The following is a 21,833-nucleotide window of genomic DNA, read 5'->3' on the forward strand; positions in this document are numbered from 1 at the left end:
GCCTCGCGCGCGGTCTGCTGCGCGAGTTCGTAACCGGCGTCCGCGTGGCGCATCACGCCCGTGGCCGGATCGTTGAGCAGCACGCGGCCAAGCCGCTCGTGCGCCGCCTGTGTGCCGTCCGCCACGATCACCACGCCCGAGTGCTGCGAGAAGCCCATGCCCACGCCACCGCCATGGTGCAGCGAAACCCACGACGCGCCACCCGCCGTGTTCAGCAGCGCATTGAGCAGCGGCCAGTCGCTCACGGCGTCCGAGCCGTCCTTCATCGACTCCGTTTCGCGGTTCGGGCTCGCCACCGAACCCGTGTCCAGGTGGTCGCGGCCGATCACGATGGGCGCCTTCAGCTCGCCGTTCTTCACCATCTCGTTGAACGCCTGGCCCAAACGGTAGCGGTCCTTCACGCCCACCCAGCAGATGCGCGCCGGCAGCCCCTGGAACGCAATGCGCTCGCGCGCCATGTCGAGCCAGTTGTGCAGGTGCGGATCGTCCGGAATCAGCTCCTTGACCTTCGCATCGGTCTTGTAGATGTCCTCAGGATCGCCCGAGAGCGCCACCCAGCGGAACGGGCCCTTGCCCTCGCAGAACAGCGGCCGGATATACGCCGGCACGAAGCCCGGGAAGTCGAACGCGTTCTCCACGCCCATTTCCAGCGCCATCTGGCGGATGTTGTTGCCGTAGTCGAGCGTGGCCGCGCCGCGCTCCTGCAGCGTGAGCATCGCGCGCACCTGGTGGGCCATCGACGCCTTCGCGACCTTCACGATGCTCTCGGGCGCCACCTTCTGCGCCTCGCGCCACTGCGCGACGCTCCAGCCCTGCGGCAGGTAGCCGTTGATCGGGTCGTGCGCGCTCGTCTGGTCCGTCACGCAGTCCGGCGTGATGCCGCGCGCCACGCACTCGGCGAACACATCCGCCGCGTTGCCGAGCAGGCCCACCGAAACCGGCTTGCCCGTGCGCTTCGCTTCGTCGACGATGGCGAGCGCCTCGTCGAGCGTCTTCGCCTTGCGGTCCACGTAGCGCGTCTTCAGGCGGAAGTCGATACGCGTCTCGTCGCATTCCACCGCGATCATCGAGAAGCCCGCCATGGTGGCCGCGAGCGGCTGCGCGCCGCCCATGCCGCCCAGGCCCCCCGTGAGGATCCAGCGGCCCTTCGCCTCGCCGTTGAAGTGCTGGTTCGCCACCGCGTAGAACGTCTCGTAGGTGCCCTGCACGATGCCCTGCGAGCCGATGTAGATCCAGCTGCCCGCCGTCATCTGGCCGTACATCATGAGGCCCTTGCGATCGAGTTCGTGGAAATGCTCCCACGTGGCCCAGTGCGGCACGAGGTTGGAGTTCGCGAGCAGCACGCGCGGCGCGTCGGCATGCGTGCGGAACACGCCCACCGGCTTGCCGGACTGGATCAGCAGCGTCTCGTCCTCGTTCAGGTCCTTGAGCGACGCGAGGATCTGGTCGAAGCACGCCCAGTTGCGCGCGGCGCGGCCAATGCCGCCGTACACCACGAGCGCGTGCGGATGCTCGGCCACTTCGGGGTCCAGATTGTTCTGGAGCATCCGGTAGGCGGCTTCCGCGAGCCAGGTCTTGCAGACCTTCTCGGCGCCGCGCGGCGCGCGGATCGTGCGGGTCGGGTCGAGGCGGGGATCGGTGAAGTGGGGTTGGTTCATGGCGTTCGTTCGAGTCTGGGTAGCAAGCGAAATGGCGGCGCTCGCGCCTGCGTATTGCCTCGAAGGCAATGAGCGCTGCAACGTGGGCTAAGTCTAACGCCGCCAAGTTGTATATACAACTCGTTTTACTCAAACCGGGGTAAGTAGTTACCCTGGAAGATTCGCGGTTACTTAACAACGATCCTGGGCCATATAGAGGAAGGTGCCGCGCAGAATGTTGGCTAGACAATACGATGCCGCTGCGCCGCGGCACAACGAACCGCGCAGACGCGACGGAACAGCCCACGTGCGCAAGAGGCAGGCGCAATGAAAGGAAGGGTCTGGGGGAATAGAGCGTCTCGCGCTCAATGCAGCGGCAAGACGCTCGTCAGCGGCGGGAGAACCACGGAATGCGGGGAACGGGCTAAGTCCGCCCCGTTAAACGGTGCCTGCCAGGTGAAAGCGCGAAGCCGGGTGCCACAAGCGCACGGATGTCGCCACATGGTGCCCCACCCACGTACGCCGCAGCAACAGCAGGCATGGCTCGCCGATCTCCATCTGCAAATATTGGCGCACGCGCGCGTCGGGCTTCTGCGCGTAGATACGGAACTCCGCGCGCTGGATCGGCGCGAGGCGCACCATGTAGTGATTCGGCGTTTCGACGGTGAAGTCCTGGGCGAGGTACTCGGGGAACACCTCGGGGTTCACGTAGCGGTCTTCGTACTGGATCGGCTCGCCTTCTTCGCTGTGCACGATGCGCGAATGGAAAACCGGCCCCCTTTCGAGCTCGAGCGCGGCGATCGCGTTCGGATCGTCGCTCGACTCCAGCGCCAGCACGCGCGCCGAATGGCGATGGCCGCGCGCCGCGATCTCGTCGGCGATATTGCGGATCTGCAGCACGGTCGACTCGTACTGGCGCGGCGCCACGTAAGTGCCCGAGCCGCGCACGCGGTTCAGCACGCCTTCGGCCATCAGTTCGCGCAGCGCGCGCGAAACGGTCATGCGCGCGACGCCGAACTCCTTCACCAGTTCCGTTTCGGACGGCACCACGTCGCCGGGCCGCAAGGCGCCGCTTTCGATCTGCGCGAGGACGTGTCGCTTGATTTGTTCATAGGCAGGCATCGGGGCACTGCGGACCGTCTTCTTTTGCATGGTCTCGATCTTCGAATGCACGGGAGTTCGCCCAAGCGATGGCCGCATGGCGCGACGCCTCCGTGCGGCTTCAGGCGGCCCACATTGTACCGCCCCGAAAAGCGGATTCGCGCGCGGGCGTCGACGCACGCAGCGAGCCGGTGAGTCATCGCATTCAGGTTTGCCCAGCCGTGCCCGCAAGCGCCGGCTGCCAGCGCGCAAGCACGACGCACGCGCGCACACCGCGCCCTTCAGCGCCCGGGCTCAGGCTCACTGTCCCGCGATGCGATTGCGCGATCTCGCGCACGATCGCAAGACCCAGGCCGGTGCCTTCCGTATCGGCGGCGGCGCGGAAAAACGGTTCGAAGACGCGGGCGCGCGTTTCGGCGGGAATGCCGCGGCCGTCGTCGAGCACTTCGAGCGTGACTGTCTCGTCGCTCGCCTGCACCGACACCGTCACGTGCCCGCCGGCCGGCGTATAGCGCAGCGCGTTGTCCACGAGATTGCTGACCATCGCGCGCAGCAACTCGCGATGACCCGCCACGATCGCCTCGCGTGGCAGTTCCGCGCCGAGATCGATGCCGCGCGACTGTGCGAGCAGCGCAAGCGACTCGGCCACTTCGCGCGCGAGCTGTGCCATGTCGACGGCCGCAGCCGGCAATTGCGCGGGGTCGAGCGCCTCGGCCTGCGCGAGCAGCAGCAACTGGTTCGTGAGCGCAACCATCGAACGGTTGCTCACGTGCATGGCCGCCAGCACCTCGTCGAGGACGGGATCGACGTCCTTTTGCTGGCGCGCGTACTGCAGTTGCGTGCCGAGCAGCGTGAGCGGCGTGCGCAGCTGGTGCGCGGCATCGGCGATGAAGCGGCGCTGCGCCGCCGTCTGCGCCGAAAGCCGCGCGATGCATTGATTGATTGCGTCCACAACGGGTCGCAGTTCGACATGGAGCCCTTCGGCGCGGATCGGTTCGAGATGCGAAGGATCGCGATCGGCCACGTCGTTCTTGAGCTTCATGAGCGGGCGCAGCTCGAACGTGAGACCGATGCAGGCGAGCGCCACCGCCAGCATGACCATGCCGATCTGACGCAGCAGTTGAGGCCGCCACAATGCCGAGACCATCGCGTCGCGCGAAAGCTCGGTCTTGCCGACCGAGACTCGCACGTGCCAGACACGGCCGTTGTCGTACATCGGCCGCACCACGCTCACGGCCCGCACGACGCGGTCGCGCAACGCGGCGTCGTACCACACGGGCGCATCGACGGCGGGCGTGGTAGCCGCATGCGGGAAATCGGGCATGCCCGCGAGCAGCGAGCCGCCCTCCACGCGCACGTTGTAGAACACCTGGTCGCGCTGCGGCGACGCGAACAATTCGAGCGCGGCGGGCGGCACGTCGGCGCGCAACGCGCCCTCGGCCCATTGCACGGAACCGGCGATCATGCGCGCGGACGAGAGCAGCCGGCCGTCCTGCACGAGGTCGGCGGTATGGCGCGCGGTGCGGTACTCGGAGGTGGCCGTGAAGCTCACGTAGAGCGCCAGCGGCACGAGCATCCACCACAGGAGGCGAATGCGCAGGCTACCCGTCATGACGGTGCGCCCTCATCGTCAAAGCCCCTCTTCCTTCCTGCGCAGCAGGTAGCCGAGCCCGCGCAACGTGACGATCACGGACGAACTGCCCTCCAGTTTCTTGCGCAGCCGCGAGACGTAGATTTCGATGGCGTCCTCGCTTGGCTCTTCCGCGAGCGTGAAGATCGCATCGACGAGCGCGGCCTTCGAGACCGTCTGGCCAAGCCGCAGGATCAGCGTTTCGAGCACCGTACGCTCGCGCGGCGTCACGTTCAGCGGCGCGCCCTTGAGCGTGAACTGCCTCGTATTGATGTCGAAGGCGAGATCGCCGCAGCCGATTTCGTTCGCGCGCGCGGGCGTCTGCCGGCGGATCAGCACCTTGATGCGCGCCACCAGCTCGCGCACCTCGAAGGGCTTGACGAGATAGTCGTCGGCGCCCGCACCGAGCAGCTCCACCTTCTCGTCGATCGAGCCGCTCGCGGTCAGGACCATCACGGGCGTCGCGTCGCCGCGCTGGCGCAGCCGACGCAGCACGTTCTTGCCCGAAAGCTTGGGCAGATTGAGGTCGAGCAGCACGACATCGTAGCGATTGGACCGCAGCAGATGATCGGCGGCCTCGCCGTCCTGCACGGCGTCGAAGGCGAAGTCCTGCGCTTCGAGCGTCTTGACGAGCCAGTGCGCGAGCGTCGGATTGTCTTCGATCAGCAGCAGCTTCATGGGCGGTGCGCGCAGCGCGAGAGGCGAAGGTTGCGGGGGAATCGATTGTGCCGTCGCCGGCGCGCCACCGCCCTGCGGGTTAACACGGACGTTTTCGCAAGGGTTCAGAAGGCTGGCAGAAGGCTTACGGTTTCTATAATCGGCTGCATCCACCAAAAAGCGCCCGATTGCAGAGCGCACAACCTTCAGGAGACTCAACCATGCGCACCCTGCGCCAGATCGCCGCTGTATCGAGTGTCGCGTTTGCCCTCGCCGCCGGCGCCACGGCCGCCCATGCGGAGAAGATCACGATCATGGTTGGCGGCGCAACCAAAATCATCTATCTCCCGGCCAAACTGACCGAACAGCTCGGCTACTTCAAGGACGAAGGCCTCGACGTCGAACTGCAGTCGCAGCCGGCCGGCGTGGACGCGGAGAACGAACTGCTCGCGGGCGCGGTGCAAGGCGTGGTGGGCTTCTACGATCACACCATCGACCTGCAGAGCAAGGGCAAGGAAGTGCAGACGCTCGTGGTGTTCGGCCAGGTGCCGGGCGAAGTGGAAATGGTTTCGAATGCGGCGGCGGCCACGGTGAAGAGCATGGCCGACGTGAAGGGCAAGACGCTCGGCGTGACGGGCCTCGGCTCCTCGACGAGCTTCCTCACGCAGTACCTCGCGCAGCGCAGCGGCGTGCCGACCAACCAGTACACGCTGCTGCCGGTGGGCGCGGACAACACGTTCATCGCGGCGATCAAGCAGAACCGCATCGATGCGGGCATGACCACCGAACCCACGGTCTCGCGCCTCTTGCAAACCGGCGACGCCAAGGTGCTCGTCGACATGCGCACGCTCGAAGGCACGCGCGCGGCGCTCGGCGGTACCTACCCGGCGTCGAGCTTCTACGTGCAGCGCGCCTGGGCGCTCTCGCACAAGGACGAGGCAACGAAGCTCGCACGGGCGTTCTCGCGCACGCTCAACTTCATCTCCACGCATAGCGCCGAGGAGATCGCCGCGAAGATGCCTAAGGACTACTACGGTAACAACAAGGACCTCTATGTAGCCGCGCTGAAGTCCTCGCTGCCGATGTTCACGAAGGACGGCCGCATGCCCGCCGACGGTCCCGACACGGTGCTCAAGGTGCTCGCGGCATTCAACCCTTCGGTGAAGGGCAAGCACATCGACCTCGCGAAGACCTGGTCGAACGACTATCTGCCGAACACGACCGCCACGGCGTCGAAGTAAGCGTATCGTCGCTGCGCCCCACGTTCAGCCCTCAAGAGACCATGACTTCCTCCTACTCTCAAGGCACGCCGGCCATCGAGCTGCGCAATGTGTCGTGCCGCTTCATCTCGCCGGACGGCAAGGCGACTGTCGCCCTGCGCGACTTCAGCATGTCGGTCGCGCGCGGCGAGTTCGTTGCGATCGTCGGGCCCACGGGCTGCGGCAAATCCACCACGCTCAGCATGATCACGGGGCTGCTCAAGCCCACCACGGGGGAAGTGCGCGTGATGGGCGCGCCCGTGAACGGCATCGACCCGCGCATCGGCTTCGTATTCCAGGCCGACGCGGTGTTCCCGTGGCGCTCGGTGCTCGACAACGTGGCGGCCGGCCCGCTCTATCGCGGGCGCTCGAAGTCCGCGGCCTACGACGAAGCGAACGAATGGCTGCGCCGCGTGGGCCTCGCCAATTTCGGCAAGCACTACCCGCATCAGCTTTCGGGCGGCATGAGAAAGCGCGTCGCGCTCGCGCAGACCTTCATCAACAAGCCCGAGATCCTGCTGATGGACGAGCCGTTCTCGGCGCTCGACATGCAAACGCGCACGCTCATGCAGGACGAACTGCTGCAACTGTGGGGCGGCACGGGTTCCGTGGTGTTCGTCACGCACGACCTCGAAGAAGCCATTGCGCTCGCCGACCGCGTGTTCGTGCTGACCGCGCGCCCAGCCACGCTCAAGAAGGTCTACGAGATCGATTTGCCGCGCCCGCGCGTGACGTCCGAGATCCGCTATGCGCCGCATTTCGTCGAACTGTCGCGCCAGATCTGGCACGACCTGCGCGAAGAAGTGCAGATCGCTTAACCCCGGAGCCGTTCAATCATGTCCACCCCGCAACAAACCTTGCCGCAAGGCCTCGAAACCGCCTCGCTCGACGACGTCGAGCGCGCCGCGCAAAGGCGCATCCGCCAGCGCCAGGCGCTCGTCATCACGCTGCGGCTCGTCGTGCTCGTCGTCGTGCTAGGCGGCTGGGAGATCGCCGCGCGCCTCAAATGGATCGATCCGTTCTTCTTCTCGATGCCAACCGCCATCTTCGAGCAGATCGTCGACTGGTTCGTGAACGGCACCTCGCAGGGGCCGCTGCTCACGCAGGTCTGGGTCACACTCGAAGAAACGGGCCTCGGCTTCATCATCGGCTCGGTGGCCGGCGTGTTCTGCGGCATCGTGCTCGGCCGCAACAAGCTGCTCTCCGATGTGTTCAGCCTCTACATCAAGATCGCCAACTCGATTCCGCGCGTGGTGCTCGGCTCGGTGTTCGTGATCGCGCTGGGGCTCGGCATGGCTTCGAAGGTCGCGCTCGCCGTCGTGATGGTGTTCTTCGTGGTGTTCGCCAATGCGTTCCAGGGCGTGCGCGAGGCCGACCGCTACATGATCGCCAATGCGCAGATTCTCGGCGCATCGCGCCGCCAGGTGACGACCTCGGTCGTGATTCCCTCGGCGCTCTCCTGGATTCTCGCGAGCCTGCACGTGAGCTTCGGCTTCGCGCTGGTGGGCGCCGTGGTCGGCGAATTCCTCGGCTCGAAGCAAGGCATCGGCTTGTTGATCTCCACGGCGCAGGGCGCGTTCAACGCGAGCGGCGTGTTCGCGGCAATGATCGTGCTCGCCGTGGTGGCGCTCGCCGCCGACTATCTGCTCACCGCGCTCGAGCACCGTCTGCTCAAGTGGCGTCCCACGCCTTCGGCCTGAGCGAGCGGGTTTCCCCTGCGCGGATCGCGCGAGGCGCACGCCTTCGCGGTCCGTGGTCCGCGGCGCACACCTGTGCGCCGCGTTTTTTTGCCGCCCGAAGCGCTACATCGGCTGCGCGACCGTGCGCAGATAGGGCTTGAGCGTCTTGAAGCCCTGCGGGTACTTCTGCTTCGCCGCGTCGTCCGAAACCGAAGTCGGGATGATCACGTCGTCGCCGGGCTTCCAGTTCACCGGCGTCGCCACCGTGTGCTTCGCGGTCAATTGCAGCGAGTCGAGCAGGCGCAGCACCTCGTCGAAATTGCGTCCGGAACTCATCGGGTAGACGAGCATCGCCTTCACTTTCTTGTCCGGCCCGATGAGGAACACTGAGCGCACCGTGGCGTTGTCGGCCGCCGAGCGCGGGCTGGCGCCGCTCGCGTTCGGGTGAATCATGTCGTAAAGCTTCGCGACGCTCAGGTCCGCATCCCCAATCAACGGATAGTTGACGGCGCTGCCCTGCGTTTCCTCGATGTCCTTGACCCACTTCTCATGATCGGTCACCGGGTCGATGCTCAAGCCAATGATCTTCGTATTGCGCTTGTCGAACTCCGGCTTGAGCCGCGCCATGTAGCCGAGTTCCGTCGTGCAGACGGGCGTGAAGTCTTTCGGATGGGAAAAGAGGATGGCCCAGTGATCGCCGATCCATTCGTGGAAATGGATCTTGCCTTCGGTGGTTTCCGCAGTGAAATCCGGTGCATCTTCTCCTAGACGAATCGTCATCTCGAGTCTCCTTTGTTCGGCAATCGACGAAATGTGAGTGCCTGCGAGCACGCAAGCGTGTCTCTCGCTTCTGCATTTTAGGTAGTTGGGATGACGCTTTCGAAATTTCTTTCCAATTTCATATTTATTACAAATAACGTACATTTCGCCCTCATTTCCGGCGAAAAGCCTGTAAATGGACGATATCGCAGCCTTGACATCCACTCCGCATGAAGCGAATAATGCATCGTTCGATAAACGAAACCGTGTTCGTATATAGAACACGAGAATAATTAGAACGGGCTGGCCGCCTTCTCATGCAATTTTGTGCGTGAAGGCGTGATTTGAACCCGCTGCGCCGGGGCGGCACCGCCTCTCGCACATGGAGGAGCGCCGCACTTGCCTCCCCGTGCACCACGCTCCAGCTGGCCCGCCAGCCGCACGGTGCCGGGCGCATTCGCAAGCAATCCCTCCTGTCCGCTCCGGCCAGCCCGTAGCCACATGCTACGAACTCGCTGAAAGAGCATGAAAAGAGACCTAAAGACTGAAGCAGGCGCGCCCCGGCAAGGCGTCGTCGCCGCACTCGTGTACGTTTTCGAACGGGTCATGCCCGACCCCTTCGTCCTTTCCATCTGCCTCACGTTCCTCGTCGCGGTGCTCGCGTTCGCCATTGCGCCGCACGGCAACATCCCCACGCTGCTCGGGTCCTGGTATGAGGGCACGTTCGGCATCCTTGGCTTCGCGCTGCAGATGATCCTGATCCTCGCGACCGGCTACGCCATCGCCGAGGCGCCCGTGATCCAGCGCTTCCTGCGCGCGCTCGCGGCGAAGGCGCAAACACCCACGCGCGCCGCGCTGCTGGTGTTTCCGGTCGTCGCCATCGCCGCGTGGCTGAACTGGGGCCTGGGCCTGATCGTCGGCGCGCTGCTCTCGCGCGAAATCGCGAAGCGCGTGAACGTGGATTTCGCTTGGCTCGTGGCAGGCAGCTATTCGGCTTGGTCGATCTGCAATAGCGGGCTGTCGAGTTCGATCGCTCTTTCGCAGGCTTCGCCCGGCAATGCGCTGAATCTCGTCGAAAAAGCGACCGGCCATGTGATCCCGCTCAGCGAGACCGTGTTCGCGCCGTTCGTCTTCATTCCCACCGTGCTCGTCGTGGTCGTGATGACGGCCATTTTCATCCGCATGCATCCGAAGCCGGAGCACGTCTCGGCCTTCCGCGAGTCGGCCGAAGCCGATGCCAGCGACGCCAATGACAGCGCCGACCCGCACGCGCGCAGCGGCGGCGACACGCCCTCGTTCGCGTCGCGCCTCGAGCAGTCGATGCTCGGCACGCTGCTGCTGATCGTGTTCGGCGTCGGTTATCTCGCGATGGAATGGCGCGAAAAGGGCTTCGATCTCGACATCAACACCACGATCCTGATCTTTCTGCTGATCGGCCTCGCGCTGCAGCGCACGCCCATCGCCTACGCGAACGCCATTCGCCGTGCCGCGCGCCAGACCGGCTCCATGCTGCTCCAGTACCCGGTGTACGGCGGCATCATGGGCATGATGAAAGGCACCGGCCTCGCCTCGATGATCGCCAAGGCCTTCGTCACGATCGCCACGCCCCTCTCGCTGCCGCTCTGGAGCTATCTGAGCTCGCTCATCATCACGCTGCTCGTGCCGAGCGCCGGCGGCCATTGGGCCGTGCAAGGCCCGTTCGTGCTGCCCGCCGCGCTGAGCCTGCATGCCTCGGTGCCGCGCACCGCGATGGGCGTCGCAATGGCGGAGAACGTCTCGAACATGCTGCAACCGTTCTGGGCCGTGCCAATCGTCGCGATCGCGGGCATCCGCATCCAGCGCGTGATGGGCTATACCGCCGTCACGTTCGCCGTTTCGCTCGTGATCTACGCCGCCGCACTCTGGCTCGTGCCCTGAGCGGTCGCGGTTCATTACCCGGTTCCTCCTGTCATGGCGCTGCGCCAGCCGCTTCTACGCGGCTCGCGCAGCGCCGTTTTTTTACCCTCTGCACAAGCGGCGCGCTGACCTCATCGCTCGCGAAGATCGGCGACAATGGGCGGGCCCCGACGGCACCACGCCGCCGCGAATGTGTGTGTCCGATCTCAAGGAGACTGCCATGACCGCTAGCGTGCCGCCTTCGTCGGCCTCTTCGTCGCCTTCGTCGCCTTCGTCCGGCGCTTCGTCGGCGGGCTCCGAGGGTGGCGACATCGATCCCCGCTTCATCGAGTTCGCGCGCCAGGTGTTCGACACCGCCCGGCGCGGCGAAGCCACGACACTCGTCACGCTCATCGACCAGGGCCTGCCGCCGAACCTGCGCAACGAAAAAGGCGACAGCCTCGTGATGCTCGCGAGCTATCACGGCCACGCCGCCGCCGTGCGCGCGCTCGTGCAGCGCGGCGCCGACCCCGATCTGCGCAACGACAACGGACAGTCACCGCTGGCGGGCGCCGTGTTCAAGGGCTATGCCGACGTCATCGCCGCCCTGCTCGAGAGCGGCGCCGACGTGGAAGGCGCCTCGCCCGACGGCCGCACGGCGCTGATGATCGCCGCCATGTTCAATCGCACCGATATCGTCGATCTGCTGCTCGCGCGGGGCGCGAACGCCGCGGCGCGGGACGCCTCGGGCAATAGCGCGCTCGACGTGGCGCACGCGATGGGCGCGGTGGACACCGCCGCGCGGCTCGCCCAGTTGGGCGGCGGCAAAGGTGCGTGAATCAAGGGGCGCGATGAGCGCACTCGCCAGGCGGGCACGACACGTGCGCTGCCCATAGCACGACGCATCACTTCTGTGCGCTCTCCTGGTGTCACTCCTGGTTTGCATACGACGCGCCGCCAGGCGACGCTATCCATGTAACCCGTGCGTGCAGGGCCGGTGCGGGGCAGGCGATCTTCCGTAAGCCGTGATATCGTTTTGTCATCGGATTCGAAAGCCTGCGCCCACCCGTCAATCGAACTCTGTTACTTTCGCGAGCGTCGCCATGAGTGATGTACGCCACCATCTGAGTCCGCGCGACCGCGTGGAGTTGCTCTGCTGGCTCACCTGCGGGAGCCTCGGAGCCTACTATCTCAACGAAACCTGGCCCAACGCGGCTTTTCACGTGCAGGCGGCGCACAAGTGGCTCGACCGCCACGCACGTGAAGCCGACTGGCTCGCGATCGCACGGCTCGCCGCCATGGCGCAGGACATCGCTCAACAGCACGCCTGGTTTGTCGACGCCGTCTGGGCGCGCGACGCCGTCGAGGAAATCCTCGATACCGACGATCTGAACTATCAGGCCAAACTCGTCCTGCAAGTACTCAAGGACTGCGAACGAGCACTCGCCGATCGCCGCGCCGGCGAATGAATCGCAACCCCGGCAGCGGGTCCGCCGCGCGCCGGGCGTACGTTTCTCCATCAAATGATGGAGGCGCAGCGGCTTTCCTCCGAACATACTTCCGCTTGCAGCGCTGGCACAATGCCTGGCGCTCGTCCATGCGGGAGAGTTCAGATGACTCGTTACCACGTCCTGACGTGCGCCGCCGCGCTGTTTGCGTTCGCGTCGGCGAGCCCCGCCACGCTGGCACAAGCCGGCGGCCATCCAACCGCCCTCAACGCCCGGCCCATCCAGCCGCAAAAAGTCGCGAAGCCCAATCCAAAAGGCCAGCAAGCCACTAAGGTCACGGCCAAGCCCGCGCCGCAATCGCTGCGCTCGCTGCTCTCAGAAACGCCCTGACGCGAACAGGCGCACCCACGCCAGGTTCGCCCGCCGCCCCTCCACCTCGAAGCGTCGCCGTCGCATCGTTACGATGGCGACGGCTTTGCATTGTCCGCCGTGTGCGGTGCGGCCGCATGAGCGTGGCGTGTCAGGCAGCGCGTTCGAGCCGACGCACCGTGCCGAATTCGGCGCCCGAGAGCGTGCGCATGAGCAGCGCCATGGCCTCGGCCACGCGGCGGCGATCGAGTTCGACGTGCAGGCAAGCCAGATCGCGACGGCGATCGATATCGATGGTATGCACGCCAAGCGCGCTGCCGAGGAGGCTATGCAGTGTGCAGCGCGCGAGTTGCGCTTCGCGCGTGGGCACGCGCACGACCAGTTGCACCGTTGCGCGCTGCGGCGCCGGCTGGCGAGCGTTGCGCAGGGAGAGGATGGGCCGCGGCGTTGCGGTGGAGCGGGAAGCCCGGGAAGACGAGCCTTGCGAGACGAGTGACGGCATACGTGTGGCGCGCACGCTGCCCTTTTCGGGCGGCACGCTTGAGTTGAACACGAGCCGATTCTAGGCAGCGCCGCGTAAAGGACCGGTAAAGAAACGCGGCGGCCACGCTAAAAGTGCATAGCGGCCGCCGCGTCGAGGCGAGATTTCAAAGGGCCAGGCTCAATCGAGCGGCCGGCCCGCCGGCTCGCGTATCAGCGGCAGCGCGAGCAGCGACACCGCCCCACAGCCGATCAGATACCAGGCGGGCGCGAGCGGATTGTCGAGCAGCTTGATGAGCCAGGTCGCGAAGAACTGCGCGAAGCCGCCGAAGATCGATACGCCCACGCAATACACGACGGACATGCCCGTCACGCGAATCGACTGAGGAAAGAGTTCCGGCAGCATCACGATGTTGGGAACCGCCGTGAATGCAACGATCGCACCGAGCACGGCCACGACGGCGAGCACCGTGGCGACAGTCGGCGCCGCATGGATGACCATGAAGGCTGGGTAGATCACCACGATCAGCACCACGCGCGAGACACCCATCACCCACTTGCGCCCCACGCGATCCGAGAGCATGCCTGCGAATGGCGAGCACACGGCCGTGACGAGCGCCGCGACGAGCGCCGCGCTCATGCCCACCGACATCGGCAGACCGAGGATCTTGATCGCATAGGTCGACATGTAGAACAGCACGATATAGTTGGCCGCCGTGCCGCCGATCGTCGTGACGATGCCGGCCACGAGCGCCACGCGGTGACGCGCGAAGATTTCGCGCAGCGGCCGCGCCATGTCGGCCACGGGCTCGGTGCTTTCGACCGGCACGGGGTGCGCGAGCGTCTCGTCGAGATGGCGACGGATGTACACGCCCACCGGCACGACCAGCAGGCCGATCACGAACGGCACGCGCCAGCCCCAGCTTTCGAGTGCGGCTGGCGAGAGCGTCGTCGAAAGCGCCACGCCGAGGAGCGCGCCGCACACCGCGTTGAGCCCCTGGCTCACGAACTGCCAGCTGCCGTAGAAGCCGCGCGAGCGGTCGTCGGCGTATTCGAGCAGCATCGACGTGGAGGCGCCCACTTCGCCGCCCACCGCGAAACCCTGCACGAGGCGGGCGAGCAGGATCAGCGCGGGCGCGGCGAGGCCGATCTGCTTGTACGTCGGCGCGAACGCGATGAGCGCCGAGCCGAGCGCCATGAGCCAGAGTGTGAGCATCATGGCGGCCTTGCGGCCCACGCGGTCCGCGAACGCGCCGATCACCACGCCGCCCAGCGGGCGCACCACGAAGCCCACACCGAAGCTGCCCACGGCGAGCATCAACTGATTCAGCGAGCCTTGCACCGGAAAATACAGCGAGCCGATGATCGAGGCAAAGAAGCTGTACACGGTGAAGTCGAAAAACTCGAGACCGTTGCCGAGCGTGATTGCGAAGATCGCCTTGGCGCGCGAGCGGCGCGTGGAAGCGGGGGCCGCTGCGCCCGGCGCCTGAATCGAAGTGGCGTTCATCGTGTATCTCCTCCTGTCCTGGGTGTGGCTCGTAGCTCGTGGCTCGTGGCGAAGCGCTGACGCGCGGGGTGCGCGCCTCAGGCGCGCAGGAAGCGCTCGGTGAGTTGCACCCAGTATGCCGCGCCAGTGGCGAGGCAGTCGTCGTTGAAATCGTAGCCGGGGTTGTGCACCATGCAGCCGCCCTCCCCGTCGCCGTTGCCGATGATGAGGTAGCTCCCCGGGCAGCGCTCGAGCAGGAAGGAGAAGTCCTCGCTGCCGGTGAGCGGCGCCATGTCGCCGATCAAGCCCTCCTCGCCGAGCCAGTCGCGCGCGACGTCCTGCGCGAGCGCCGTCATCGCCTCGTCGTTCACGAGCACCGGGTAGCGGCGCTGGTAGTCGATGCGCGCCGTCGCGCCATAAGCGCTCGCCTGCGCGTTCACGAGCGCGGTGATGCGCTCCTGCAGCAAATCACGCACTTCGGGGCGCAGCGCGCGCACCGAGAGCTTCATTTGCGCGGTTTGCGGAATCACGTTGGGTGCGTCGCCCGAGTGGATCGCGCCCACGGTGACGATCGCCATGTCGAGCGGCGGCACGTTGCGCGACACGATGGTCTGCAGCGCCAGCACGACGTTGGCGCACACCACCACAGGGTCGATCGCCTTGTGCGGCACCGCGCCATGACCGCCGCGCCCGTCGATGTCGATGACGACCGTGTCCGACGAAGCCATGAACGGCCCCGCGCGAAAGCCAAGCTTGCCGGCGGGAAAACCCGGCATGTTGTGCATCGCGAACACGGCGTCGCAAGGGAAGCGCTCGAACAGGCCCTCGTCGAGCATGCGCTTCGCGCCGCCAAGGCCCTCTTCGGCGGGCTGGAAGATGAGGTGCAGCGTGCCATTGAAGTTGCGCGACTGCGCGAGATGTTTCGCCGCCGCGAGCAGCATGGCGGTGTGGCCGTCGTGGCCGCACGCGTGCATCTTGCCGGGAATGCGGCTCGCGTAGTCGAGGCCCGTGGCCTCGTGAATCGGCAGCGCATCCATGTCGGCGCGCAGGCCGAGACGCCGCGCGCCGTCGCCCACCTTGAGCGTGCCCACGACACCCGTGCCGCCCAGCCCGCGGTGCACCTCGTAGCCCCACTGCGTGAGGCGCTGCGCGACCAGGTCGCTCGTGACGAACTCTTCGAAGCCCAGTTCGGGGTGCGCGTGGATCTCGTGGCGCAGCGCGATCATCTCGTCTTCGATCGCGGCGATTGCGGCCGGGATAGCCATCGTGTTCATACGAATTCTCCAGTCTGTCGACACGCTGAGTGTGAATTCGCTTGAGAATAATGACGTCTGTTTCGCACCGACAGCCCTAAAATGGTTGGCCCGCCAACCAGAAGTGCGCACTCGGGTTATCCCTTATGAAGTTCCACCAGTTCCGGGCGCTCGTTGCCATGGCCGATACCGGCAGCATTCGCGCGGCCGCGCGTCAGCTCGGCATCTCGCCTGCGGCGGCAACGAAAGCGGTGCGCGAACTCGAAGCCGAACAGCAAATCGCGCTCGTCACGCGCAACGCGCATGGCATCGCCTTCACGGAAGCGGGCCAGGCGCTGCTCGTGCATGCGCGGCTCGTCGTGCACCAGATGTCGCGCGCCCAGGACGAGCTTGACGCGAGACGCGGGCGCGGCGGCGGCAAGCTCACTATCGGCGTGACGCCGTGGCTCGCGCTCTCGTTCCTGCCGGACGCCGTCACGCTGTTTCGCGCCCGCATGCCCGAAATGCAACTGGAGTTCTACGAGGGCTTGCTCAATATCGTGATGCCGCGGCTGCGCGACGGCTCGCTGGACTTCTCGCTGGGCAAGCCAGGCCCTGCTTCGCTACACGCCGAATTCACGCAAACGCCGATCTTCGCCACGGAATCGGCCGTGGTCGTGCGCAAGGAGCACCCGCACGCGCAAGCGAAAACACTGAGCGAACTTCAGGAATGCGAATGGTTGCTGAACTGGGATCCGGCCAGCAAAGAGATGATCGCCGACGACGTGTTCCGGCGCCACGGCCTGCCGATGCCGCGCAACGTCCATCTTGCGCATTCGTTCGTGGTGGCGATGGGGCTCATCATGAACACTGACATGGTGAGCATCTTTCCGTGGCCGCTGGTGGAAACGCGCTTCGCGCGCGAGAACCTGCGCGCGCTGACGCTGAAGGAGGAAGTGGACCGCACCGTGGTGAGCGTGGTCGCGCGGCGCGGCGTGCCGCTTTCGGCCGCCGCCGAATGCTTTCTGGAGTGCCTGAAGGAAGCGATCCGCGCGGGCGAGGCCTCGGCGAACCCCGAGCGGCGCCGGCTCTATCACACGCTCGAACTGCTGATCTGAAGACGGGCGGCCCGGCACGGACGCCGCAATGCGCCCATGCCCGCGCCGCAAGGTTAGAACGACGTACCGATCTGGAACTGGAACTTCTGGTACTGATCGCCCGCGTGCTTGACGATCGGGAAGCCGACGTCGAGCTTGAGCGGTCCAATCGGCGAGATCCATTCGAGGCCCGCGCCGTAGCTGTAACGCAACCCGTTCGCGCCGGTGCTGCTGCCCTCCGTGCCCCACACGTTGCCGCCGTCGACGAACGTGAACACGCGCAGCGTGCGGTCGTAGCCGGTGCCCGGCAGCGGGAACGTCAGCTCGATATTGCCCACCACCATCTTCGAGCCGCCGATAGGATCGTTCGTCGTCGTGTCGCGCGGGCCGAGCGAACCCGACTCGTAGCCGCGCACCGAACCGATACCGCCTGCAAAGTAGTTCTTGAAGATCGGGTACGGCTTGCCGATACCATTGCCGTAGCCGCCCTGGAAGTTCAGCCCCAGCACGAAGCCGCGCGCGAATGAGTAGTAGTACTGCATTTGCGTATCGGCCTTGTAGTACTCCGTGCCCGCCGGCGTGCCGTACTCGGCGTTCGCCTGGGCGAAGTAGCCGCGGCTCGGCACGAGCGCGCTGTCGCGATTGTCGCGCGACCAGCCCACGGTGAGCGGCACCGTATTCGAAACGCGGCCAAAATCGTTTACGTAGTCGATATAGGTCTGCGGCGTGTTCGCATCGACATCGAGGCGATCCTGCTCGATGCCGAGACCGAAGTACACCATGTCGGTTTCCGAGAACGGAATCCCGAACTTCATGTCCGCGCCGTACGAGATGATGCGGAAACTCGTGTCGTTCGTGCTCGAATAGTACAGCGGCTGCGTCGTGCGGTAGTACACGTCGGTAATGCGCTTGATGCCGTCCACCGTGAAGTACGGGTCGATCTGCGTGACCGAAAGCGTGCGATAGGTCGTGGCCGTGTTCACGTTCAGCGAAAGGCTGTTGCCCGAACCGAACACGTTGTCCTGGGAAATGCCTGCCGAGATGATCGGCCCTTCGCCGGAGCCGTAACCCACGCCGAGCGAAAGCGTACCGGTGGGCTTTTCGGTGACCTTCACGTTCACGTCCACCTGGTCGGGCGTGCCCTCCACGGGCACCGTGGTCACGTCGACGTCGGTGAAGTAGCCGAGGCGGTTGATGCGATCCTTCGAGAGCGCGAGACGGTTCGAATCGAACCACGAGCTTTCGAGCTGGCGCATTTCGCGGCGCACGACTTCGTCGCGCGTACGCGTGTTGCCCACCACGTTGATGTGGCGCACGTACACGCGGCGGCTAGGGTCCACCTGCAGCGTGAGCGCGACCGTATGATTGGCCTGGTCGATCTCCGGCAGCGCGTTCACGGTCGCGAATGCGTAACCGTATTCACCGAGCTTGTCGACGATCGCCTTGGTCGTGTCCTTGAGCTTTTGCGCCGAGAAACGCTGTCCCGGCTTGACCGTGACGAGCTTCTTCAGCTCCGCTTCGCGGTCGAGCAGATTGCCTGCGAACTTGATGCTCGAGATCGTATAGGGCTGACCCTCGTGGATCGCGATCGTCAGGTACATGTCTTTCTTGTCGGGCGACAAGGAGACCTGCGTCGAATCGATGTTGAACTCGAGATAGCCACGGTCGAGATAGTACGAGCGCACGTTCTCGAGGTCGCCCGTAAGCTTTTCCTTCGAGTACAGGTCGTTCTTCGTGTACCACGAGAACCAGTTCGGCGTGGAAAGCTGCATCTCGTCGAGCAGCGTACCCTCGCTGAACGTCTTGTTGCCGATGAAATTGATCTGGCGGATCTTCGCGCTCGGCCCTTCGACCACCGAGAACAGCAAGCCAACCCGGTTGCGGTCGATCGGCGTGACGGTAGTGGTCACTTCCGCCGCATAGTAGCCGCGCGTGAGGTACTGGCGCTTGAGTTCCTGTTCGGCCTTGTCGACGAGTGCCTTGTCGTAGCTCTGGCCCGGCGAGAGCCCAACCGACTTGAGCGCCTTCGTCAAGTTATCCTTATCGAATTCGTGGATGCCCGCGAAGTCGATCGTGCCAATGGCGGGACGCTCCTGCACCTGCACGACCACCGTGCGGCCTTCCGTGGAAATGCGCACGTCGCTGAAGAAGCCCGTCGCGTAGAGCGCGCGGATCGCATCGGAAGCCTTGTCGTCGGTGAAGGTATCGCCCTGCTTGATCGGCAGGTAGGCAAACACGGTGCCCGGCTCGATGCGCGTCAGCCCGTCGATGCGAATGTCCTGGACCACGAAGGGCTCGGTAGCGTATGCCGCGGCGCTCGCGCCGAAGCCGAGACCGGCGAGAGTCAGCGCGCGAGCATAGCGCGCCGTGGTAGTTGACGTCATGCGGGAGGTTGAAAGTGAGACCAACGAAACAGCCGCGACGCGGCGCGAGGCGCGCGCGGCGGCATCCACGGATACAGGGTGTGCAACGAATGCGGCGAAGCGAACGAGCCACGCTACTGCATGCTCACGCCGCCTGGGCGGCGCAACTTCGCGAGCCCCGTCGCGAGCGAAAGCACTTCGGTCATATGCACCGCTTGCGCCGGATGCAGGCGAAACGACATTTCAGCGCCGCCGGGCAGGCGAAAGCTCACCACGAGGTGCTGCACATCGCCCGACTCGCGACCAACCTCCCAGGCCTCGCAGGGCATGGTGAACTTCACGCTCGCGGTTTTCTGGCGAATGCGCTCCGAGCGGCCAATCGCGTTGGACAGCGCGGCAAGCAGTTCATGCATCACCGAGCAATGCAGCGCGACGCTGTCGGGTTGATTGCCGTTCACCATCAGATACTGGCCGTCCGCAGTCAGCTCGAAATCGCGCAGGGAATGAATGGCAAGAGCGGGGGACGACGACATGAGCAACGCTCCGTGACGAAAGCATCGGCGGAGTCTAGTGGTTACGCGCACGGTACGGCCATTACCCGTGCGTTACACGAATTACTTTCATCAATATTCAATTGGGACTCGCACTGGCAATGCCAGGCGCACTCGCTTCACCTCTGGCCAATGCAGGCCGCTCATGCAGCAGCTTTCGATTCCCGCTTACCGGTGCGAAGCATTCACGGTGCAAGTAATTTCCCGTAACCACAACGGTTACGCATGCCTTCAATGCGCAAACAACGACTTTAAGAAAAGCACGCAGACATACGCCACATTCGAAAGGCATTCGTTACTTGCCCAGAAAAGCCTGAAACATCGAAACGGGAGCGTGAACTGCAAGCGCCTGCAAAGGAAAGCAGGACAGGAGACTATCGAATGCGCGCTCGCCCTCGATCCGTGCGAGCAGTATTGCGGCCGCGTCCTCACGCACGCGGCCGTAACGGTCGAGAAATTGACCCCATAGCGAAAGTGCGCGCAAACGCGCGATGGGCTGCGCACTCGCGACGTAGGCCACAGAAAAAATGCGGCGGTACGCGGGCACGTTGTAGAGCCACGATGTGCCGAGCACGAGCGGATCGTGCGATGCGCCTTCATGCGCGTGCAGGTGCTCGCGCACATGGCTGACCAGTTGCCGCAACTCGTCGCGCCGCGCATCGATCTGCCGGATGTCCAGCGACGACATGCCGTGGTCGGTGCGCGCGTTGAAGTGCAGGCGCACACCGCCGCGTGGCTCGCGCGCATAAGAGAAACAGCCGAAGCTCGCGACGACCTGCGGGGCCGCCTCGTGCGTCGGACAGCGCTGCACATGGCGCCACGTCCACTCGCACTGGTCGGCAAGGCTTGCGCTCTCATCGAATCCGCTCAGATAGGCTTCCCAGAGTGGATGTGCGGAATCGAAGGCCCGCCCCGCACCGAAGCGCACATAGAGATTCGTGCAGTCGAGCAACGCCGCCGGGAGCGGCAGGCCCGCAAGGCGCGCCGCCGTGCGCGCAAAACGCACCTGCAGGTCGTAAAACGCGCGTTCGGGTTCCACCGGGCCTCGTTCCCTTCGTCCACGTTACAATGCGGCTGCGTCCGATCCGTCCCTCGCTGCCTCTATCCGACATGCAGAATTCTACCCGGGCCTTCCTGTTGGGCCCGTTGCTCAAAGGCGTTTCCCGTTCCTTCTATCTCACGATGCGCGTGCTGCCCGCCGGCATGCGCGATCCGGTTGGGGAAGCCTACCTGCTCGCGCGCGCCGCCGACACTATCGCCGACACCGCCCTCATTTCGCCCGAGCGGCGGCTCGCCCTGCTGCTCGCATTGCGCGAGCGCGTGAATGGCGCGGCCAGCGACGACACTGTGCTTTCGCATCTCGCCGGCGAGGTTGCGGGCCAGCAGACGCAATCGGACGAAAAGCTGTTGCTCGAATCGCTGGGCGGCGCGCTCGAAGTGCTCGCCCAACTTGGCGACGCCGATCGCGCGGCCGTGCGCGAGATCGTCACCACACTCACCGAAGGCATGGAATTCGATCTGCGCACGTTTCCCGACGAGCGCTCGGGCCAGGTGGCCGCGTTGCGCACGTGGGACGAGCTCGACCGCTACACGTATCTCGTGGCGGGCTGCGTGGGCGAGTTCTGGACGCAGATGACCTACATGCATTTGCCGGGCACGCTCGCACCCGCGCTCGAACAAAACATGTACGCACGCGGCATACGCTTCGGCAAGGCGCTGCAGATGGTGAACGTACTGCGCGATTGCGGCAAGGATCTGCGCATCGGCCGCTGCTATCTGCCCGCCTCGATGCTGGCTCAGGCCGGGCTGGGGGCACAGGACCTGCTGCAGCCGGGCGCCTCGGCGCGCGCGCGGCCGATCATGCTCGAACTCGTGCGCATCGCGCTCGATCACTTCCGCGCGGCCATCGACTATACGTTCGCGCTGCCGCGCCGGGCCGTGCGCCTGCGGCTCGCGTGCCTGTGGCCCATCCTGATCGGTCTCGAGACGCTGGAGCGGCTCGTCGAGAACGACGACTGGCTGAATCCCGCGAAAACGTCGAAGGTCACGCGCAACGACGTCTATCGCATCCTCGCCTGCTCGAGCGCCATCGCGCCATCGAATGCGCTGCTCGGTGTCTGGTTCCGGCGGTTGCTCGCGCGTGTCGAGGCTCGCCTCAAGGGCTGAGCGCGGGCACAAAAAAGGCGCGCCATACAGCGCGCCTCCATCAC

20 protein-coding genes are annotated in these 21,833 nt (G+C 65.3%); 9 read left to right on the plus strand and 11 right to left on the minus strand.

Going from position 1 to position 21,833, the window contains the following annotated elements:
• The 4 genes from hutU to VMJ11_RS02095 all read right to left on the minus strand — a co-directional run.
• Positions 1-1,658, minus strand: a 1,658-nt coding sequence (gene hutU, locus VMJ11_RS02080; protein WP_325616432.1) for a urocanate hydratase, incomplete at its 3' end; no start/stop codon positions are given.
• 417 nt (positions 1,659-2,075) lie between these two features.
• Positions 2,076-2,789, minus strand: coding sequence for a histidine utilization repressor (gene hutC, locus VMJ11_RS02085; protein WP_414694270.1), 714 nt, complete (start codon positions 2,787-2,789; stop codon positions 2,076-2,078).
• Between the two features lie 154 nt (positions 2,790-2,943).
• Complete coding sequence (locus VMJ11_RS02090; RefSeq protein ID WP_325616436.1) at positions 2,944-4,350, minus strand: sensor histidine kinase; 1,407 nt, start codon at positions 4,348-4,350, stop codon at positions 2,944-2,946.
• Between the two features lie 18 nt (positions 4,351-4,368).
• Positions 4,369-5,046, minus strand: a complete 678-nt coding sequence (locus tag VMJ11_RS02095; RefSeq protein WP_325616438.1) for a response regulator — start codon at positions 5,044-5,046, stop codon at positions 4,369-4,371.
• A gap of 200 nt (positions 5,047-5,246) precedes the next feature.
• Here VMJ11_RS02095 and VMJ11_RS02100 point away from each other — a divergent pair, with 200 nt between their 5' ends.
• The 3 genes from VMJ11_RS02100 to VMJ11_RS02110 are packed head-to-tail and all read left to right on the plus strand — an operon-like array spanning position 5,247 to position 7,984.
• Entirely contained in the window at positions 5,247-6,266 is a 1,020-nt protein-coding gene (locus VMJ11_RS02100; protein WP_325616440.1) for an ABC transporter substrate-binding protein, read from the plus strand.
• Positions 6,267-6,307: 41 nt separating this feature from the next.
• On the plus strand, positions 6,308-7,102 hold the full coding sequence (locus VMJ11_RS02105) for an ABC transporter ATP-binding protein (protein WP_325616442.1): 795 nt from the start codon (positions 6,308-6,310) through the stop codon (positions 7,100-7,102).
• An 18-nt stretch (positions 7,103-7,120) separates the two neighbouring features.
• A complete protein-coding gene (locus VMJ11_RS02110; protein WP_325616444.1) occupies positions 7,121-7,984 on the plus strand; it encodes an ABC transporter permease in 864 nt (287 codons plus the stop codon).
• Between the two features lie 102 nt (positions 7,985-8,086).
• Here the strand turns inward: VMJ11_RS02110 and VMJ11_RS02115 are convergent, their stop codons facing one another.
• Positions 8,087-8,743: a peroxiredoxin gene (locus tag VMJ11_RS02115; RefSeq protein ID WP_325616445.1), complete on the minus strand. Its 657-nt coding sequence runs from the start codon at positions 8,741-8,743 to the stop codon at positions 8,087-8,089.
• A 504-nt stretch (positions 8,744-9,247) separates the two neighbouring features.
• Between VMJ11_RS02115 and VMJ11_RS02120 the strand changes: the two genes are divergently transcribed.
• The 4 genes from VMJ11_RS02120 to VMJ11_RS02135 all read left to right on the plus strand — a co-directional run bounded on the left by VMJ11_RS02120 (position 9,248) and on the right by VMJ11_RS02135 (position 12,435).
• A complete protein-coding gene (locus tag VMJ11_RS02120) occupies positions 9,248-10,639 on the plus strand; it encodes a short-chain fatty acid transporter (RefSeq protein WP_325616447.1) in 1,392 nt (463 codons plus the stop codon).
• 199 nt (positions 10,640-10,838) lie between these two features.
• The gene (locus tag VMJ11_RS02125; RefSeq protein ID WP_325616449.1) at positions 10,839-11,435 is read left to right on the plus strand and encodes an ankyrin repeat domain-containing protein; all 597 of its coding nucleotides are present in this window, start codon (positions 10,839-10,841) and stop codon (positions 11,433-11,435) included.
• A 265-nt stretch (positions 11,436-11,700) separates the two neighbouring features.
• A complete protein-coding gene (locus VMJ11_RS02130; protein WP_325616451.1) occupies positions 11,701-12,066 on the plus strand; it encodes a hypothetical protein in 366 nt (121 codons plus the stop codon).
• A gap of 144 nt (positions 12,067-12,210) precedes the next feature.
• On the plus strand, positions 12,211-12,435 hold the full coding sequence (locus VMJ11_RS02135) for a hypothetical protein (protein WP_325616453.1): 225 nt from the start codon (positions 12,211-12,213) through the stop codon (positions 12,433-12,435).
• 130 nt (positions 12,436-12,565) lie between these two features.
• On the opposite strand, the gene VMJ11_RS02140 is transcribed toward VMJ11_RS02135, so the two are convergent.
• The 3 genes from VMJ11_RS02140 to VMJ11_RS02150 form a co-directional block, all read right to left on the minus strand.
• Positions 12,566-12,967: a hypothetical protein gene (locus VMJ11_RS02140; RefSeq protein WP_325616455.1), complete on the minus strand. Its 402-nt coding sequence runs from the start codon at positions 12,965-12,967 to the stop codon at positions 12,566-12,568.
• Between the two features lie 108 nt (positions 12,968-13,075).
• Entirely contained in the window at positions 13,076-14,401 is a 1,326-nt protein-coding gene (locus tag VMJ11_RS02145; protein WP_325616457.1) for an MFS transporter, read from the minus strand.
• Positions 14,402-14,478: 77 nt separating this feature from the next.
• Entirely contained in the window at positions 14,479-15,654 is a 1,176-nt protein-coding gene (locus VMJ11_RS02150) for a M20 aminoacylase family protein (protein WP_325616459.1), read from the minus strand.
• Positions 15,655-15,779: 125 nt separating this feature from the next.
• Between VMJ11_RS02150 and VMJ11_RS02155 the strand changes: the two genes are divergently transcribed.
• On the plus strand, positions 15,780-16,730 hold the full coding sequence (locus VMJ11_RS02155) for a LysR substrate-binding domain-containing protein (protein ID WP_325616461.1): 951 nt from the start codon (positions 15,780-15,782) through the stop codon (positions 16,728-16,730).
• 53 nt (positions 16,731-16,783) lie between these two features.
• Here VMJ11_RS02155 and bamA read toward each other — a convergent pair whose 3' ends face one another.
• From bamA to VMJ11_RS02170, 3 genes are all read right to left on the minus strand, one after another.
• Entirely contained in the window at positions 16,784-19,093 is a 2,310-nt protein-coding gene (gene bamA / locus VMJ11_RS02160; RefSeq protein WP_325616463.1) for an outer membrane protein assembly factor BamA, read from the minus strand.
• A gap of 113 nt (positions 19,094-19,206) precedes the next feature.
• A complete protein-coding gene (locus VMJ11_RS02165) occupies positions 19,207-19,605 on the minus strand; it encodes a hypothetical protein (RefSeq protein ID WP_325616465.1) in 399 nt (132 codons plus the stop codon).
• Positions 19,606-19,918: 313 nt separating this feature from the next.
• A complete protein-coding gene (locus VMJ11_RS02170; protein ID WP_325616467.1) occupies positions 19,919-20,662 on the minus strand; it encodes a hypothetical protein in 744 nt (247 codons plus the stop codon).
• A gap of 71 nt (positions 20,663-20,733) precedes the next feature.
• On the opposite strand from VMJ11_RS02170, the gene VMJ11_RS02175 reads away from it, so the two are divergent.
• Positions 20,734-21,789 carry a phytoene/squalene synthase family protein gene (locus VMJ11_RS02175; protein ID WP_325616469.1) on the plus strand — a complete coding sequence of 352 codons (1,056 nt, stop codon included), beginning with the start codon at positions 20,734-20,736 and terminating at the stop codon, positions 21,787-21,789.
• Positions 21,790-21,833: the final 44 nt, after the last annotated feature.

The sequence above is a fragment of the Paraburkholderia sp. genome (assembly GCF_035501035.1).
Lineage (GTDB): Bacteria > Pseudomonadota > Gammaproteobacteria > Burkholderiales > Burkholderiaceae > Paraburkholderia.

Coding starts and splice junctions, on each gene's coding strand:
- VMJ11_RS02100 (WP_325616440.1), top strand. CDS start 5,247: ATGCGCACCCTGCGCCAGATCGCCGCTGTATCGAGTGTCGCGTTTGCC.
- hutC (WP_414694270.1), bottom strand. CDS start 2,789: ATGCAAAAGAAGACGGTCCGCAGTGCCCCGATGCCTGCCTATGAACAA.
- VMJ11_RS02135 (WP_325616453.1), top strand. CDS start 12,211: ATGACTCGTTACCACGTCCTGACGTGCGCCGCCGCGCTGTTTGCGTTC.
- VMJ11_RS02120 (WP_325616447.1), top strand. CDS start 9,248: ATGAAAAGAGACCTAAAGACTGAAGCAGGCGCGCCCCGGCAAGGCGTC.
- VMJ11_RS02175 (WP_325616469.1), top strand. CDS start 20,734: ATGCAGAATTCTACCCGGGCCTTCCTGTTGGGCCCGTTGCTCAAAGGC.
- VMJ11_RS02150 (WP_325616459.1), bottom strand. CDS start 15,654: ATGAACACGATGGCTATCCCGGCCGCAATCGCCGCGATCGAAGACGAG.
- bamA (WP_325616463.1), bottom strand. CDS start 19,093: ATGACGTCAACTACCACGGCGCGCTATGCTCGCGCGCTGACTCTCGCC.
- VMJ11_RS02115 (WP_325616445.1), bottom strand. CDS start 8,743: ATGACGATTCGTCTAGGAGAAGATGCACCGGATTTCACTGCGGAAACC.
- VMJ11_RS02130 (WP_325616451.1), top strand. CDS start 11,701: ATGAGTGATGTACGCCACCATCTGAGTCCGCGCGACCGCGTGGAGTTG.
- VMJ11_RS02095 (WP_325616438.1), bottom strand. CDS start 5,046: ATGAAGCTGCTGCTGATCGAAGACAATCCGACGCTCGCGCACTGGCTC.
- VMJ11_RS02145 (WP_325616457.1), bottom strand. CDS start 14,401: ATGAACGCCACTTCGATTCAGGCGCCGGGCGCAGCGGCCCCCGCTTCC.
- VMJ11_RS02165 (WP_325616465.1), bottom strand. CDS start 19,605: ATGTCGTCGTCCCCCGCTCTTGCCATTCATTCCCTGCGCGATTTCGAG.
- VMJ11_RS02110 (WP_325616444.1), top strand. CDS start 7,121: ATGTCCACCCCGCAACAAACCTTGCCGCAAGGCCTCGAAACCGCCTCG.
- VMJ11_RS02090 (WP_325616436.1), bottom strand. CDS start 4,350: ATGACGGGTAGCCTGCGCATTCGCCTCCTGTGGTGGATGCTCGTGCCG.
- VMJ11_RS02125 (WP_325616449.1), top strand. CDS start 10,839: ATGACCGCTAGCGTGCCGCCTTCGTCGGCCTCTTCGTCGCCTTCGTCG.
- VMJ11_RS02105 (WP_325616442.1), top strand. CDS start 6,308: ATGACTTCCTCCTACTCTCAAGGCACGCCGGCCATCGAGCTGCGCAAT.
- VMJ11_RS02155 (WP_325616461.1), top strand. CDS start 15,780: ATGAAGTTCCACCAGTTCCGGGCGCTCGTTGCCATGGCCGATACCGGC.